Source organism: Bacillus sp. BD59S (assembly GCF_007363175.1).
Classification (GTDB): Bacteria; Bacillota; Bacilli; order Bacillales; family Bacillaceae_G; genus Bacillus_A; species Bacillus_A pacificus.
In genome coordinates, this window is record NZ_CP034686.1 from 2,778,546 (window position 1) to 2,793,277 (window position 14,732).

General features: G+C 33.4%; 14 protein-coding genes and 2 pseudogenes. 5 read left to right on the forward strand and 11 right to left on the reverse strand.

Annotated features, from left to right (window positions below):
• The first annotated feature begins 116 nt into the window (after positions 1-116).
• From EKQ63_RS16420 to EKQ63_RS16430, 3 genes are read left to right on the forward strand one after another with little or no spacing between them, the layout of a single operon-like run.
• Complete coding sequence (locus EKQ63_RS16420) at positions 117-761, forward strand: hydrolase (protein ID WP_000067162.1); 645 nt, start codon at positions 117-119, stop codon at positions 759-761.
• Positions 758-1,351 (forward strand): antibiotic biosynthesis monooxygenase, encoded by a 594-nt coding sequence (locus EKQ63_RS16425; protein WP_087953205.1) that lies wholly within the window; start codon positions 758-760, stop codon positions 1,349-1,351. The genes EKQ63_RS16420 and EKQ63_RS16425 overlap by 4 nt, the downstream gene beginning before the upstream one ends.
• A 13-nt stretch (positions 1,352-1,364) precedes the next feature.
• The gene (locus EKQ63_RS16430) at positions 1,365-3,200 is read left to right on the forward strand and encodes an amidohydrolase (protein WP_140168743.1); all 1,836 of its coding nucleotides are present in this window, start codon (positions 1,365-1,367) and stop codon (positions 3,198-3,200) included.
• A gap of 428 nt (positions 3,201-3,628) precedes the next feature.
• Here EKQ63_RS16430 and EKQ63_RS16435 read toward each other — a convergent pair whose 3' ends face one another.
• The 6 genes and pseudogenes from EKQ63_RS16435 to EKQ63_RS16465 all read right to left on the reverse strand — a co-directional run bounded on the left by EKQ63_RS16435 (position 3,629) and on the right by EKQ63_RS16465 (position 8,879).
• Positions 3,629-4,507: a LysR family transcriptional regulator gene (locus EKQ63_RS16435; protein WP_087953203.1), complete on the reverse strand. Its 879-nt coding sequence runs from the start codon at positions 4,505-4,507 to the stop codon at positions 3,629-3,631.
• 225 nt (positions 4,508-4,732) lie between these two features.
• Positions 4,733-5,104: pseudogene (locus EKQ63_RS30290) on the reverse strand (MarR family transcriptional regulator).
• 464 nt (positions 5,105-5,568) lie between these two features.
• On the reverse strand, positions 5,569-6,519 hold the full coding sequence (locus EKQ63_RS16450; RefSeq protein ID WP_087997121.1) for a magnesium transporter CorA family protein: 951 nt from the start codon (positions 6,517-6,519) through the stop codon (positions 5,569-5,571).
• Between the two features lie 425 nt (positions 6,520-6,944).
• Entirely contained in the window at positions 6,945-7,970 is a 1,026-nt protein-coding gene (locus tag EKQ63_RS16455) for a ParM/StbA family protein (RefSeq protein WP_143881278.1), read from the reverse strand.
• 35 nt (positions 7,971-8,005) lie between these two features.
• The gene (locus EKQ63_RS16460; RefSeq protein WP_087997119.1) at positions 8,006-8,407 is read right to left on the reverse strand and encodes a peptidase U61; all 402 of its coding nucleotides are present in this window, start codon (positions 8,405-8,407) and stop codon (positions 8,006-8,008) included.
• An 85-nt stretch (positions 8,408-8,492) separates the two neighbouring features.
• Complete coding sequence (locus tag EKQ63_RS16465; protein ID WP_143881279.1) at positions 8,493-8,879, reverse strand: YflT domain-containing protein; 387 nt, start codon at positions 8,877-8,879, stop codon at positions 8,493-8,495.
• 139 nt (positions 8,880-9,018) lie between these two features.
• On the opposite strand from EKQ63_RS16465, the gene EKQ63_RS30295 reads away from it, so the two are divergent.
• Positions 9,019-9,117 (forward strand): acyl dehydratase, encoded by a 99-nt coding sequence (locus EKQ63_RS30295; RefSeq protein ID WP_254520543.1) that lies wholly within the window; start codon positions 9,019-9,021, stop codon positions 9,115-9,117.
• Positions 9,118-9,246: 129 nt separating this feature from the next.
• On the opposite strand, the pseudogene EKQ63_RS30720 reads toward EKQ63_RS30295, so the two are convergent.
• Together EKQ63_RS30720 and EKQ63_RS16475 are read right to left on the reverse strand one after the other, a co-directional pair.
• Positions 9,247-9,348: pseudogene (locus EKQ63_RS30720) on the reverse strand (hydrolase); the annotation flags it as partial.
• A gap of 178 nt (positions 9,349-9,526) precedes the next feature.
• Positions 9,527-10,756, reverse strand: coding sequence for a helix-turn-helix domain-containing protein (locus EKQ63_RS16475; protein WP_063547309.1), 1,230 nt, complete (start codon positions 10,754-10,756; stop codon positions 9,527-9,529).
• A gap of 430 nt (positions 10,757-11,186) precedes the next feature.
• Between EKQ63_RS16475 and EKQ63_RS16485 the strand changes: the two genes are divergently transcribed.
• Positions 11,187-11,315 carry a peptidase gene (locus EKQ63_RS16485; protein WP_087996869.1) on the forward strand — a complete coding sequence of 43 codons (129 nt, stop codon included), beginning with the start codon at positions 11,187-11,189 and terminating at the stop codon, positions 11,313-11,315.
• Positions 11,316-12,064: 749 nt separating this feature from the next.
• On the opposite strand, the gene EKQ63_RS16490 is transcribed toward EKQ63_RS16485, so the two are convergent.
• The 3 genes from EKQ63_RS16490 to EKQ63_RS16500 form a co-directional block, all read right to left on the reverse strand.
• Entirely contained in the window at positions 12,065-12,253 is a 189-nt protein-coding gene (locus EKQ63_RS16490) for an alpha/beta-type small acid-soluble spore protein (RefSeq protein ID WP_000897404.1), read from the reverse strand.
• 166 nt (positions 12,254-12,419) lie between these two features.
• On the reverse strand, positions 12,420-13,061 hold the full coding sequence (locus EKQ63_RS16495) for a GIY-YIG nuclease family protein (protein WP_063547308.1): 642 nt from the start codon (positions 13,059-13,061) through the stop codon (positions 12,420-12,422).
• A gap of 165 nt (positions 13,062-13,226) precedes the next feature.
• Positions 13,227-14,642 (reverse strand): amino acid permease, encoded by a 1,416-nt coding sequence (locus tag EKQ63_RS16500; RefSeq protein ID WP_143881280.1) that lies wholly within the window; start codon positions 14,640-14,642, stop codon positions 13,227-13,229.
• Positions 14,643-14,732: the final 90 nt, after the last annotated feature.

The following is a 14,732-nucleotide window of genomic DNA, read 5'->3' on the forward strand; positions in this document are numbered from 1 at the left end:
TATAAGTTTAGTGCTGATTAAATCAGCACTAAATTTAAATTAAAAAGTATAGCAGAGCTTCAATTAACAGAAGATACATTACTTTCAATAAACAATTAAAAAAGGAGCGTTTTATTATGAGTAATTTAGAATTGTTAAATCCGGAGAACAGTGCATTAATTTTAATTGATTTTCAACCTCAAATGACTTTTGGAGTTGCAAGCATTGATAGACAAACATTGATTAATAACGTTATGTTGCTTGCTAAATCAGCAAAAACTTTTAACGTACCTACTATTCTTACTACAGTTGAGACACGTAGCTTTTCTGGTTATTTTTGGCCACAAATTCTTGACATATTCCCAAACCATGAAATTATAGAACGCAGTTCAATGAACTCTTGGGAAGATCCAAAATTTGTTGAGGCGGTTAAAGCAACAGGTAGAAAGAAATTGATATTTGCAGCACTTTGGACTGAAGTTTGCCTTGCATTCCCTGTGCTTGAAGCAATTAAAGCTGGCTATGAGGTGTATGCAGTTGATGATGCTTCAGGTGGTACTAGTTTGACAGCACATAACGCTGCTATGCGTCGTGTAGAGCAAGCTGGTGCAATTCCAGTGACAGCCATTCAAGTTTTACTTGAATACCAACGTGACTGGGCACATAAAGACACTTATGATGCTGTAATGGAGATTGTAAAGGAACACACTGGTGCTTATGGTCAAGGTGTAGAATACGCATATACTATGGTGCATGGCGCGCTTCCAAGCAGGAAAATATGAAACAAGAAGGAGTAGCTGTCGAAGAGACTTATACAGGGAACGCGATGGATGCTGCTAATCCAGTAACAACGATTGTTACATGGGAAATTCAACAAGGGAAAGAAAAACAGTTTGAAACATGGAGACATGAAATCGAAGCTGCCGCTACTAAATTCCCAGGGCATTTAGGCGTAAACCTAATAGTCCCCAATAACGAATCCAGAGAGTATACTGTTATTTTTCGCTTTGATACGTATGAGCATCTACGTGCTTGGCAAGAATCAGATGTTCGCCGAGATTTGTTAAAAACAGCAGAACAATTTCAAGCTACTAATCCAACTTACAAAACTGAAAGCAGTTTGGCTTATTGGTTTGTTACTCCGAAAACACCAGTTCCACCGCCAAAATGGAAAATGTCTATCGTTACCCTTCTGGGTGTATGGCCTCTTAGCATGTTAGTTCCTAAATTGATAGGACCTATTATAAAACATATGAATCCTATTATGTCGGCTTTTTTTGTTTCTGTATGTATAGTGTCCTTGCTATCATGGGTAGTTATGCCGATTTTCGGTAAATTATTTCATCCATGGTTACAAAATAATAAGAAGTAGACGAGGTGTGAATATGAATGTACCGGATATGATTTTATATAACGGAAAAATTACTACCCTTGATCCCTCTCAACCTGAGGTATCTGCTATCGCCATAACTGATGGTTTAATAACTGCAGTAGGTGGAGATGAGCTTCTTAATAGTGCCACAGAAAAAACAAAAAAAATAGACCTTAAAAGAAAAAGAGCTATTCCAGGCCTGAATGACTCTCATATACACGTTATTCGTGGCGGTCTTCATTATAATATGGAATTACGTTGGGAAGGTGTGCCTTCAATTGCCATTGCTCTTGAAATGCTCAAAGAACAGGCAAGGCGTACTCCTGCTCCTCAGTGGGTAAGAGTAGTTGGAGGTTGGTCTGAATTTCAATTTAAAGAGAGACGGATGCCAACTTTGGAAGAGATTAATGCTGTTTCCGAAGACACACCTGTCTTTGTGCTACATCTTTACGATAGAGCACTTGTAAATCGTGCAGGGCTTCGTGCACTGGGATACACAAAAGATACTCCAGACCCTCCAGGTTGTTTAATTGAGCGAGATAAACGAGGTAATCCAACGGGCCTTTTAATTGCGAATCCTAACGCTTCTATTCTTTATTCAAGTTTGGGTAAAGCTCCCATACTTAATTTTGACGACCAGATTAACTCAACTCGCCATTTTATGCGCGAATTAAATCGATTAGGTATTACAAGTGCCATTGACGCAGGTGGCGGTTTCCAAAATTATCCTGACGACTACAGAGTTGTTGAACATTTAGCCGAGAAGGAACAATTAACTTTACGTATTGCTTATAATCTATTTACGCAAAATCCTAATCATGAATATGAAGACTTTGCTTCATGGACAAAAATTGTTTCTCCAGGTCAAGGAAATGATAAGTATAAAATGAATGGTGCCGGAGAAATGTTAGTATTCTCTGCAGCTGATTTTGAAAAATTTCAAATGCCACAGCCCGAACTAGCTACGATGATGGAAGCCGACTTAAAGAAAGTAATTTCTCTATTGGTAGAAAACCGTTGGCCATTCCGTTTACATGCAACTTATGACGAATCAATAACACGTTTCTTAAATGTATTTGAAGAAGTTAACAAAGAAATTCCTTTTAATGGTCTACGATGGTGGTTTGACCATGCAGAAACAATCTCAGATCGTAGTATGGAACGTGTTAAGGCTTTAAATGGCGGTATTGCCATCCAAGACCGCATGGCTTTTCAAGGTGAATACTTTGTTGATTTATACGGAAAAGAAGCTGCAAAGCGTACTCCCCCGATTTACCGTATGTTAGACCTAGGTATACCTGTTGGCGCTGGTAGTGATGCAACTAGAGTTTCCAGCTATAACCCTTGGGTTGCTCTTTACTGGATGGTTGCCGGAAAAACCATTGGTGGGCTTTCCATATACGATGAAAAAAATAAACTTGATAGAAAAGTAGCCCTGGAATTATATTCAAAAGGAAGTGCGTGGTTCTCTGGTGATGAAGGTAAAAAGGGAACTCTTGCAGTAGGTCAGTTTGCTGATATTGCTGTATTGTCTTCTGACTACTTTACTGTGCCAGAAGAAGAAATTAAAGACCTTGAATCATTACTCACCATTATGGGTGGACAGGTTGTTTATGGCGATGATGAATATAAAAATTTATCACCTGAATTACCGCCAGCATCACCTGATTGGTCACCGACAGGAGTTTATGGTTATGGTGGTGCTAACCTAGCCCACACGATTCTTTCTCACAATTCCCATGATAACAAGTTACATAGTTGTAGTAACCCTCTCCATCAACACACTCATACCATAATAGGAACAGATGGAACTAAATGGGGTATTGGTTGTACTTGCTTTGCTTTCTAAGTCAAAACCACCGGTATAATGCCGGTGGTTTTCTTTATACAATAAGGATATGTAGAAAGAAATAGCAGTATATCCCTAATAGAATCTATTACTATGCGATGAGACCGAAGAAATTATTGATTAACTTGACTTGTTTTTAACAGCCTTCTCTCCTTGCAAAGTCTGCCCTTTTCCCTTAAATAAAAGTCCATGGTATTCCCTTTTGAAGCGACTACACCACACATATAAAGTGAAACTTTAATTAGCCCTCACCAATCGGACTTTTACGGACAGTTAATCCCCCAACTAACTTCTTTGCTTCCGCTGAATTTTGAGGTGGGGGTCTTACTGCCTGTTAAAGCGGGATAAATCTACTTGCCCTTTGACTGTAATTTAGGTCTTATTCTAAGAATTATGTATCATTTTTAATTCTCACACTATAATCATTATTATACTAATACCTTTTCAGGTTCATTTAACTTCTGCATAAAGATACGTGCTGCAAAACTTAAAAATTTATCATCAAAATGAATAAGATTAATATCTTGCCTTGGTGTCGGATCAATAATACGAACTATGCTCAAGGTATCATTATTAACGAAGTCAACCAGCGAAAGAGGTATTATGGCAACCCCATGTCCATTATATACAAGGCTCAATAGAGAAATAGAAGATTTTGTTTCTATATTTGCTTCAGATAAAGATAACCCTAAACTCTCACAATATATTTTAATAGATTCACGACAACTACATGCAACCATTATTCTACTCAGTCCTACTAATTCTCGAAAAGAAACAAACGATGTTTCATTCAAAGGATGATTTTTTGGAATGACAAGGACGAGCTCTTCGCTATACAAAAGGGTACTTGTTAATGTGTCTGGAATTTGAGAACTACGCGTGATGCCTATATCAATATTTTTGTCAACGATTTGATTTACCGCAACTTCGGACTCTATAATTTTTACAACGATGTTGGGATACTGATGTTGAAACTTCATAATATAAGGTGTTAAATAAGTGAGATCCTCTAATAAACCTCCTATAGTAATCACACCTCTTTTTACACCCTTTAATTCAAAAATTTCATTATAAACGTCATCAAATTGTTGCATGATAAATTTTCCTTTATCAAATAGCAGCTTACCCGCTTCTGTCATTTTGATACCTCTTCCAACTCGATGAAACAAAGGTGTATCAAGTTCACCTTCTAACACACGGATTTGTTGACTTAAAGTCGGCTGTGAAATACCTAGAACTTCCGCAGCTTTAGTAAAGCTATTATTATTACAAACTTGAATAAAATACTCTAAATGACGTAATTCCATTCTTGATACCCACTCCCACTCTCCGCTTTATGAAAGATTTATAATGAAAAGGACAATATGTATACGTTATGCATAACAACTATCTTTCCTACTATATCAATTGCAATTACATAATTTCTTTATTTTGTACTACAATACATTTACTACTATTTATTAATTTTCCCTCCTATTTATTTAATTTATATTTAATTAGGATATTACTAAACAGAAATAACCTCTAAAACCTTACAATTTCTGTGCGTAATATCCTAACTTTTTCAACTGTTTCATTATCATTTTTTTCTCAATATAGTTCAAACTACCAAATATTTGCCGCATCCCCTCTTTATGCTGAGGAAAAATTAGTATCACCAATTCAGTACTTTCTGAAGTAATTGATGCATACGTGATACAAAAACTTGCAAGTAATATTTTGTCCCCCATTTTTTTATAGGCTAATCAGCTTTACTGTATAGTAGCTCAAGCAATGCAAATTCAGTTGGATTAAGTCCATAAATCTTTTTAATCCTTTTCAATATGTTTAGTGATTGGCTGTAATTCCCTTGATAATATAACAAATAACTTTAAAGATAAGCTCTCATCGTTAATCACGCTCACAATTACCAATCCTTTACAACTTATCTTGAATTCGAGATTCATTATATTATCGTCAAAATATTATGTCAATCATTCATTTTAGCTTTATCAAGCCACTTATAATTTATTTCTCAACATAAGAAATATGGAATTAAAAGAAAACAATTGTTACTATATAAGTATCTCAATTACGTTATTTCTTTTAAAGAGAGCTTGTTTTCTAACGCAAGTTCTCTTTTGTCATATTCTAAATAGAATCCGGACAAATTTTACACGGTGAGTCTACACATGTATAAGATAGTTTTTAAAAAAGATTAGAGCTCTCCTACAAGAAGGAGAGCTCTAATCTTTCATATAAATACTCACCATTTTTATCATTACGGGGGCATCAAAACTTTAACTTGATGGGGATATAATACTACCTCAATTAATATTACTAGCCATATATGTATGGTTAATATCTATCATATTTTTTATAAACAAGATTAATTGGATTTAAAAAAAGATTTCTTTTTCTTTACTCGTAATAAATCACCTGTCCATCCTTTGAATCGCATATACATATACATACCTCCTGTTGTGAAAATAATAAATAAGAGAGCAATTAAATAGCTATATTTCCATTCTAGTTCAGGCATATATTTAAAATTCATCCCCCACAATGCTCCTAAGGCCGTCAAAGGCGTACTTACAGCAGTTAATACAGTAAGAGCTTTCATAATTTCATTCCCACGATGAGAAGAAACAACTTCTTGTAAATGAATCATCGTGTCTAATTCTTCTTGGTACTCTTTAACAAGTTGTAATCCACGCTCTAATTTTACGTTTGTTTGTTTATAACAAAGAGTGTTTGTTAAGTTTTCTAACCAAGCTTCTTTCAGCCCTTGTAACACTTCTTGTATTAAGCGAAACACATGTGTGTTCATAAATAGTTCATGACGAATATGATAAATCCTTTCTAAAACTGCTATGTTATTATGATGATAAAAATCCCATAATACATTCCTAAAATTGTTTTCGAAATAGTCGACCTTTCGTAAGTAGTGAGCTATAAACATTGATAAGATAGCACATAATCCTTCAGCGGAACTATTACAATTTTTTGTACCCATAGGGCAATTATGTATTAATTTTTGGAAATCCTCTTCCTCTTTTTCCTGAACTGTTATCAGTATTCCATGAGCTACGAAATAATGAAGAAATTTTTGAATTTTGGCGTCCTTTTTATCTTGATCATATAAAAACGAACCATATACACAAGTTTGACTTGGTGATAACGTATAAACATATAAGCCATTTTCACAAGGAGAACTTATTTTCTTTATAAATTGAGAGAAATAAGATGTTACATCACGAGGAATTATAGAAGAAAGTTTTTCAAGCTCACTAGTTTTCACATGATACCAACTCCATTTCGTCATTTTTATGCATTCCATATTATTCTTCCTTTCTAAATAGTTTTATGTTTGATCGAGCCATATCCGTAATATGAAATTTGTATGTAGGTATTCATGTCTTGGAGGAAAAGTTTTTAGATCAACTAAATTACAAAATAAAGTGAAACTTTAATCAGCCCTCACCAATCGGACTTTTATGGGCAGCCCGACCCCCACCTAAATTCTTTGCTTTCGCTGAATTTTGAGGTGGGGGTCTTACTGCCCATTAAAGCGGGATAAATGGCATAGGAGGTCTTATTCTGTTAAAAGGAAGACCCCCTATATATTAGTTATTTTTATTCGCAATTTTAAACATTTCCTCTATATAAGCACTTTTTATCTTTTCTTATAAAGCATTTTTTATATGTGGAAAAGAAGCTACATAATTTGGCACGTCTATTCAACGAACTCCATTTCGGTCGTTATTATAATTTAGATTCATATACAGATTGATTGGTTATGTCGTCAAATACTTGACTTCCAATCATATAATATCCATGAAGTGCAGCCTCTTTCGAAGCGTCTACCATACGGAAAGAAGAAATTTCACCTTGTATTTTTTCAATTCGTTTTTTGTGGAGATCTACTATTCCTCCTGTCCAAATAATAGTATCGTACTGTTCTAATTTAAATTGTTCTTGTAATACACGCATAACATCTTGGAAGTGTGCATCCAACTCTTTTTGAATCAAAGTATCAACCTGACTTGTTTGAGGATCTTCTTCTCGACCCCCATATCCTTTTTCTAATATATTTGGCATGTCATTAATATGCAATTGATTACTTTCACCCGCATGATTCTGCACGATATTCTTAATATTTTTCAATGGCTTGCTACATCCTAGTTCCGTCTCATAATGATTTAAAATGACATTCTGTTTCATATCTGTCATTTCTAATGTATGAAATCCGCCATCAATAATTAAGATACGATCTCGTTCCTGAATGATTCCCTCTTTTAAGAAATAGGCATGTAAAGCGACCGGTTGCTGAAGAATCAAAGCATTTTCCACCGTAATAGTAATAAATTTCCCATCAATTTGCACGGAAGTTTCTTTTTTTAGTGCACGTTGTAATTGCTCATGCTGACTACCAAAACAACTAACGGGAAGCCCGGTAACAACTAAAGGCAACACGATATTTTCTTTATAATCCTTTGCAATGCAACCAAATATTTGTTGTTTAAATCGTTCGCTTTCATAATAATTTTCTATTTCTTCGCCAAATGGAGGAAGAAATGAAGCGTCAGATTGATGTGCTTCATCTCCCATGTAGTATGCAAAGTCTAAGTCTATAAAACTTACCTTTGTTAAATCTTCACTTTCAGCATGATTGGGTACAGGGGCTAGTGTAGAAGCCTCACTCTTAATCGTCACCTCAGAATCTACATCCTGTCGGTATGCCCGCTTAGTAAAGCCAATTCCTACGTCAATTGCATACAGAGATTTCATACCTTTTTCCTCACTTTCTATTTTTAGAGTTAAATTTAGGCACTCTCTTCTTTCCCTTCTTTCACATATTTCTTTTCATTTTTCGTTTTTTCCCCGTCTATTTCCTTACTATTTTCATTTATTTCGTAATCCGTTTCATCTGTTTTCTTTTTGTTCGTTTCGTTTTCTGCTAAGTCTTTAATGGTAGAAATGACAACTGGTGTGGCTGTGAGCAGTTGTGGTAATGTTTGTTTTGCAACATTAGCTGCATTTACAGAGAATTGTTTACTTGTCTCAGTTACCTTCTCTAATGTTTCCTTTATGTTCCCTTCTTGTAGTTTGTCTTTTACGCTTTTTCCTGTTGTTTGTATCGCTTTCCGATTTTCTTTTTTTAATAAGGAGACCATGATTCCGGTCGTAACCCCAATCACAGCATATTTAAATATTGTATGTTTCATTTTTCTCACCCTTCTCTACTTTTATTTTTTTCCATGCTACAACCTAAAATCATTACCTTACCTATTTATCAGATGTTGCAATCTATTACAGAGAATGATAGTTTTGTGGCTGCCTATCACTCGCCGTTGGTACTTCAGCTGTTACTAGGAGTAAAATTCTCCCTTGATCTAGTTTTTCTTCATATAAGTTAGCTTCCTCCTTCGACAACCCCATTTCTTCCATTTGATTTCGAAGTTCGTCCCCTTTTTTGGAGAAAAAGTTGATCATACTTGTTCCTAATCCTTGTTCTTTTACTCCAATCGTATTTATGTTTGTATCATCCGCAATCTTTTTTGTTAGATGCTTTTCATGTGTTAAGACGTAAATGTCATCTTGGTGAATCCCTTGTAATTCTAGCTCTTTTACTTTCATAACTACTTCATGCTCATTATCATATTCATGAACCACCGGTTTTCTTTCATTCTTATGCATTGTATTTTTCCTCCTTTAGATTTTTTATTTTCTTATTTAGTTGTTATGTAATATGTAATACACCTATTTTAAAGATGTTAAACCTAAATTTTCAAAAATTTCATACGATAGATTATTAATGTTTTTGAATATTAAAGAGATGTCACGAGCGCTTTCCTTTGATAGCAGTGTTACAAATAACGATTTGTTTAAAAGGAAAGCCCCTTATTTTATAGAAAATTTCTATTTAGAAAAATAAAAAAACACTCCTTTTCAAAGAGTGCTTTTAAAAAATATATAACTAATAGTAATGTTTCTATTTTAGTCGCAGAAAGAAAGTATTTATTAAAACATATGGTTGCTAATTTAATTGCAATCTTTCTTGCACCTAAGCAGCAATATCATTTATAACATACTTAGGGATATTAGCAGAATTATAATATTCATCCGGTTTACTTATTTCTCCATAACCTTCTGTAAAGAAATGATTTTATAGTATCTTTTTAATATCCATGTCCGCCTTGCCAACCACCGTGTCCACCTTGCCAGCCACCATGTCCGCCTTGCCAACCTCCATGTCCGCCTTGCCAACCACCGTGTCCACCTTGCCAGCCACCATGTCCGCCTTGCCAACCACGTCTTTACATTGGAGACAGTAGATAACAAACTTATATTATTGTATATTTTTCACGGTACTGCCTAGGAGTCATGCTAGTGATTTTTTTGAAAACTCTTATAAAATAACTTTGGTCATTAAAGTTAAGCCAAGCACAGATATCTGATAACGAATAAGTAGTGAGTGTTAATAATTTCTTTGCTTCTTCTACTCGTTCTCTTTGAATATATTCGCTTAAAGTAATTCCCATTTCTTTTTTAAATAGTTTAGACAGATAAGTAGGCGTAATTTCTAAATGATTAGCAAGTTCATTCAGAGATATTCCATCGTAAACATTTTTATTAATATGTTTTATACATGTAGTAACCGCGTAAGAATACTTTTTTGCATTGTATTCTTTCACACGATCTGCAAAAGTACGTAAAGCATCCCCTGACAATCGCTTTACAGATTCTACATTATCTAATTGTTCCAGGGTTTGTATATATAAAATACTATGAGCAAAAGCAATATCTGGTGGCAGGTTTCCTTCTATTGCATATCGAGTGGCTAAGGTAATCGCAATAATCCCAAGATTTTTTTGATTCCTGAGCGGATCCTCTATTAGCATAAGTTCAACATCTTCTTGCGAAACCGCATACATATACTGTATTAACTTTTTTTTATTGCCTTCTTTAATAGTCGAAAAGAAATCATTTACTAATGCCATATTGTGCGTTTTAGGTTTGTTTTGTCGGCGTTTTAAAATATATAAATCAGGTTTCACATTTTTATTAGGAATTTCCTCTAGTACTTTATTTTTTTCCAAGACAATATCTACATCTAACTTTTCATTGAAAATCATGTAATGTAATAAAATTCCCATATCAATTAATGTAGTTTTTTTAATCTCAGATAAACACTGATAATAGGCAAGTCTTTCTTGAATGTTATCATTTGATTTAAATTCTTTCTGAAATTTTATGATCATATCATCTGAATCTTTTGGATGTATAGTAGGACCGATTATAATAGTCCCTTTAATATCATCATGATTTTCTATATGAATTAGAACAAAATTTTCAAGATAGTTGTTACTTCGAAAAAGTGGCAAGTTAAAGGGATCGTTTTCTTGATAAATATCACTAAGATGTTCTTCTTTTGAAGAATAAAAAGGACTACAAACATTATCAGATGTAGAATGATATAAAATTTTTCTGTCTGCAGATAAAATATGTACAGGGGCATTAAATGCTTTATGTGCAAGATCACACAAGTGTTGTATATCGATAGAAGTATTCATTACATTCTCCTTTATAGATCCATAAAATATATTCTGTTAGATATAATTCACGACAAATAATACTATAAAATATCAAATTAGTACAATTCACAACAAAATATTACTATATCTTTTTTATAAAAATCATATATTATTTAATTGTAGTTAGCATCTAAACATCAGAGTAGATAAGTAAATGAAATAAGTTAAGTTCTTTTCTTAATTCTACAAGATATAATTATTGAACTTGAGAAAACAGTGAAGTACTACAAAATACAGTGGTAGTCAATGCGAGGACCAAGCTGGAAAAAGATTTAAAATACAGCGAAAGTAACAGGAGATACTGTACCACCGCAAGAAACAACAGTCAAAGTTCCAATTCAATCACTTATACAAATTGAATTCAAAAAAATAAATACTGCTAATTTAAATATGAAACTGAAAAACTATTTTGCTCCAAATTTTAAAAAAAGATAATAAAGAAGTTTTGAAATTGGAAACAGATGAAAGCGATACGGTTATTTTTGAAGCACTATGCTTTGAAAAGTACAAGGTGGAGGAAATTCAAGTACTCAACTAAACATAAAAAAACGAATGGAATATTCAAAAAAATGACACTATATTACTGGTCGCAACATTAGTTTTACTTTCCACAAAAGAGGAAAATATATATGGACTTTACAAATACTAAAAATAGCAAACTAGATAGTTTTATTACCGCATCACATAAAGTGAAACTTTAATCAGTGGGGTTTTGTTCATCCCCCACTGATTATTAGCCCACACCAATCGGGCTTTTACGGGCAGTAAGACTCCCACCTAACTTCTTTGCTTCCGCTGAATTTTGAGGTGGGGGTCTTACTGCCCGGCAAATAGCGAGATAAACTTATTAATAATTTCCAAATACAATAGTTGTTAATCAACAAAAAACTTCAATAACCAAGGTGCACAGTAAATTGACCTCAAAACAATAATTACTACAATATCAGGTTTTGCTTATTCTATAAAAAAGAAATATCACTTAAAAACTATTCCTTTATATCGATTTAGACATAAAACATTTTATTATATCGGCTTAAGTATTATGGAATTAAAATTATAAATAACACCAAAACCCTTTTAAGGGCCTTTACATTGTTCGTATCGAATTTATCACCTTTCAATACCTATGTCATTAACACAACTAAAAAAGATTATTACAAAGGAATCTGAGAGGTTTTTTCAATTTCGAAATTTATTTTTTGTAAATTAAAGGAAAAATAATCCGTATATATACGGATTATTTTCTTAGTGTAATCTGTATTGACCTGTTAACTGTTTTTCAGCCATTCAAACTAAGCGTTTTGTAATCTCTCCACCGATCCGAACCATTTGCAGATGATGTGATGTATCAGGTCCCAGTGTGACTCTTAGTTCAAAAGCAATTTCATACTTCATTTGCTCAATAGTACTTGTAGTAGCAGAAATAAGAATTTCATTTGTATTACTTTCGTATCTTTGAATATTTATAAATAACATGTGCCTAATTATGCTATTTACGCACAAGTAACCTAATTTATTCCAGTGTTTTTATAGGAACCCTTTCCCTCCCCTTATTCCACCAATTAAATTTGAAACACGAATGTACATTGCATTTCAATATAACAATAAAAGCTACAAAAGCAACGAATTTACTATTTTAAAGTTAAGTGTTTAACCTTGAAGTACTTAAATTCTTTTTTCCAGATAAAGCATACATTATATCTTGATGTTTTATTGTCCTCTTATAATTATGTGGTATCGGGAATTTATTTCGGTGTTCTTTTATTATAATTAAAGTTTGAAGTTCTATGCTCAATACTTTTGCGAGGACATGATAGTTATACCCATTGTTTAACAGAGAAATTATGTCATAAAACATAGTTTTTCCACCCACTAATTTTACTAATTTATTCTTTAACTCATCCCTTTTTTCTTTAGCTTCATCAATTTCTAACAACATGGATTTTTTATTTGTCTGCTTAATGTATTGAGTATACAACTCTGGGAATTCTTTTTGTACTTCTTTGTTTAATACTGGTTTATATTTAATCATGTAAGTAACTTGTAACAATGAGCGTTTTAACAAACTATCTTCAATGAGATACGCTACTTTATTAAATAAATGTACATATTCCTCAATATTGGAATAACTATTAAAATGAGCTAATACTCTACTTTTTATACTAAAAGCCTTGCCTACATAAATAATATTGTCATTATAGTCTTTAATGAAATAAATACCACTGTCAGATTTTTTCAATTTATTATCCAATTCTTCTATACTCATAAAATGCAATTCACTCATAATTCTCTCTCCTTAGCAGTTTTAAATCGTAAAAAACAAGCAAGGTTTCTAAAAAAGTACTTAGCTGCCCTAGCATCTCTTATTTTATCTCTTGCTAAATGTCAAAAAACTGTTTCTATGTTACTCAACTTTCAATATGATTATTAATAAAATTTTCGATCGTTATTATCTCGCAATTTTATCATGTAATTTCGAGATCGTTTCCTCATTTAAATTACTGTGTTTTATCGAATAAAGGAAATATACTACTACCCCAATAGTAATCCAAATACTAAAGTACACCCATGTCCTTAACGGTAAATTTAGCATTAAAAACACACAGCATACAATTGCAACGCATGGTAATACAGGTACAAAAGGTACCATAAATCCACGTTTTAAATTTGGGTGTGATTTACGAAGGATAATAACTGATAGACAAACTAACGCAAACGTCACTAAACTACCGATATTAACTAAATTAACTAATTCTTTCAAATCAATAAACCCAGCTATTATAGAGCTCCCTATTCCTGCCAATCCAGTTATAAAAGTGGGTGCTCCAGTTTTCTTATTAACTTTCGCAAATGATTTCGGTAACAATCCATCACGACTCATTGCAAAGAATACTCGTGTTGCCGCATACATATTGGAAAAAATAACAGCCATAAGGCCAATTACAGCACCTGCAGCAATTGCACCAGCGACTTTTCCTTGTCCTACAACTTCCATTACATAAGCCATCGCCTCAGGAACATTTAATTCTTTATAGGAAACCATTCCTGTCATAACAAGGCATACCATAACATAAATAATTGTACATATGATTAACGATGCAATAATACCGATCGGAAGATTACGTTTCGGATCTTTTACTTCTTCTGCTGAAGTTGCTAATATATCAAAACCCGTAAAAGCGAATAAAATAGCTGCTCCACCCGTAAAAACTCCACTTAAACCGTATGGTGCAATTGGTATCCAGTTCATTGGTTTTACATAGAATATACCAACCGTAATAAACAACAAAATCATTCCAATTTTAATCAATACCATTATATTATTGATTCGTTTGCTTTCCCTCGTACCACGGGATAACATCCATGCTAATATCAATGTAATGATTACTGCTGGTAGATTCACAATACCACCATGCGAAGGAATCCTTACTAGAGCTTTAGGTATCTCTAATCCAAACCCCTTTATTAAATTGTGGAAATAGCCTGTCCATCCAGCAGCGACAGCCGCTGTTGCCACGATATATATTAACAGCAATGACCAACCTACTAGATGAGCAACAAACTCACCAATTGTTGTATATGAGTACGTATACACACTACCAGATGCCGGGAGTGTGGAAGCAATTTCTGCGTAACATAATGCTATAAATCCACATATAATTGCTGCAAGTACAAATGAAAAAATAACTGCTGGACCAGCATCTCTTGCTGCTACTAATCCAGTTAACACAAGAACCCCTGTTCCAACTATCGAGCCTATCCCTAACATAATTAAATCAAATGCTCCTAATGTTTTCGTTAAAGTCTTGCTTTGATTATGCTCTAACAATTGTGTAACGGATTTCTTTTTTAGTAAATTACTCATATTTTCTGTATCCCCTTTAAAATAAGGTTTGTTTTTCTCTTTAGTGTTGTATATAAATTTACTTAGTTATTAACTAGCCTCATAATATTT

Coding starts and splice junctions, on each gene's coding strand:
- EKQ63_RS16460 (WP_087997119.1), bottom strand. CDS start 8,407: ATGAAACATACAATATTTAAATATGCTGTGATTGGGGTTACGACCGGA.
- EKQ63_RS16475 (WP_063547309.1), bottom strand. CDS start 10,756: ATGAATACTTCTATCGATATACAACACTTGTGTGATCTTGCACATAAA.
- EKQ63_RS16420 (WP_000067162.1), top strand. CDS start 117: ATGAGTAATTTAGAATTGTTAAATCCGGAGAACAGTGCATTAATTTTA.
- EKQ63_RS16455 (WP_143881278.1), bottom strand. CDS start 7,970: ATGAAATCTCTGTATGCAATTGACGTAGGAATTGGCTTTACTAAGCGG.
- EKQ63_RS16425 (WP_087953205.1), top strand. CDS start 758: ATGAAACAAGAAGGAGTAGCTGTCGAAGAGACTTATACAGGGAACGCG.
- EKQ63_RS16490 (WP_000897404.1), bottom strand. CDS start 12,253: ATGTTATTTATAAATATTCAAAGATACGAAAGTAATACAAATGAAATT.
- EKQ63_RS16500 (WP_143881280.1), bottom strand. CDS start 14,642: ATGAGTAATTTACTAAAAAAGAAATCCGTTACACAATTGTTAGAGCAT.
- EKQ63_RS16435 (WP_087953203.1), bottom strand. CDS start 4,507: ATGGAATTACGTCATTTAGAGTATTTTATTCAAGTTTGTAATAATAAT.
- EKQ63_RS16465 (WP_143881279.1), bottom strand. CDS start 8,879: ATGCATAAGAATGAAAGAAAACCGGTGGTTCATGAATATGATAATGAG.
- EKQ63_RS16450 (WP_087997121.1), bottom strand. CDS start 6,519: ATGGAATGCATAAAAATGACGAAATGGAGTTGGTATCATGTGAAAACT.
- EKQ63_RS30295 (WP_254520543.1), top strand. CDS start 9,019: ATGTCACGAGCGCTTTCCTTTGATAGCAGTGTTACAAATAACGATTTG.
- EKQ63_RS16495 (WP_063547308.1), bottom strand. CDS start 13,061: ATGAGTGAATTGCATTTTATGAGTATAGAAGAATTGGATAATAAATTG.
- EKQ63_RS16430 (WP_140168743.1), top strand. CDS start 1,365: ATGAATGTACCGGATATGATTTTATATAACGGAAAAATTACTACCCTT.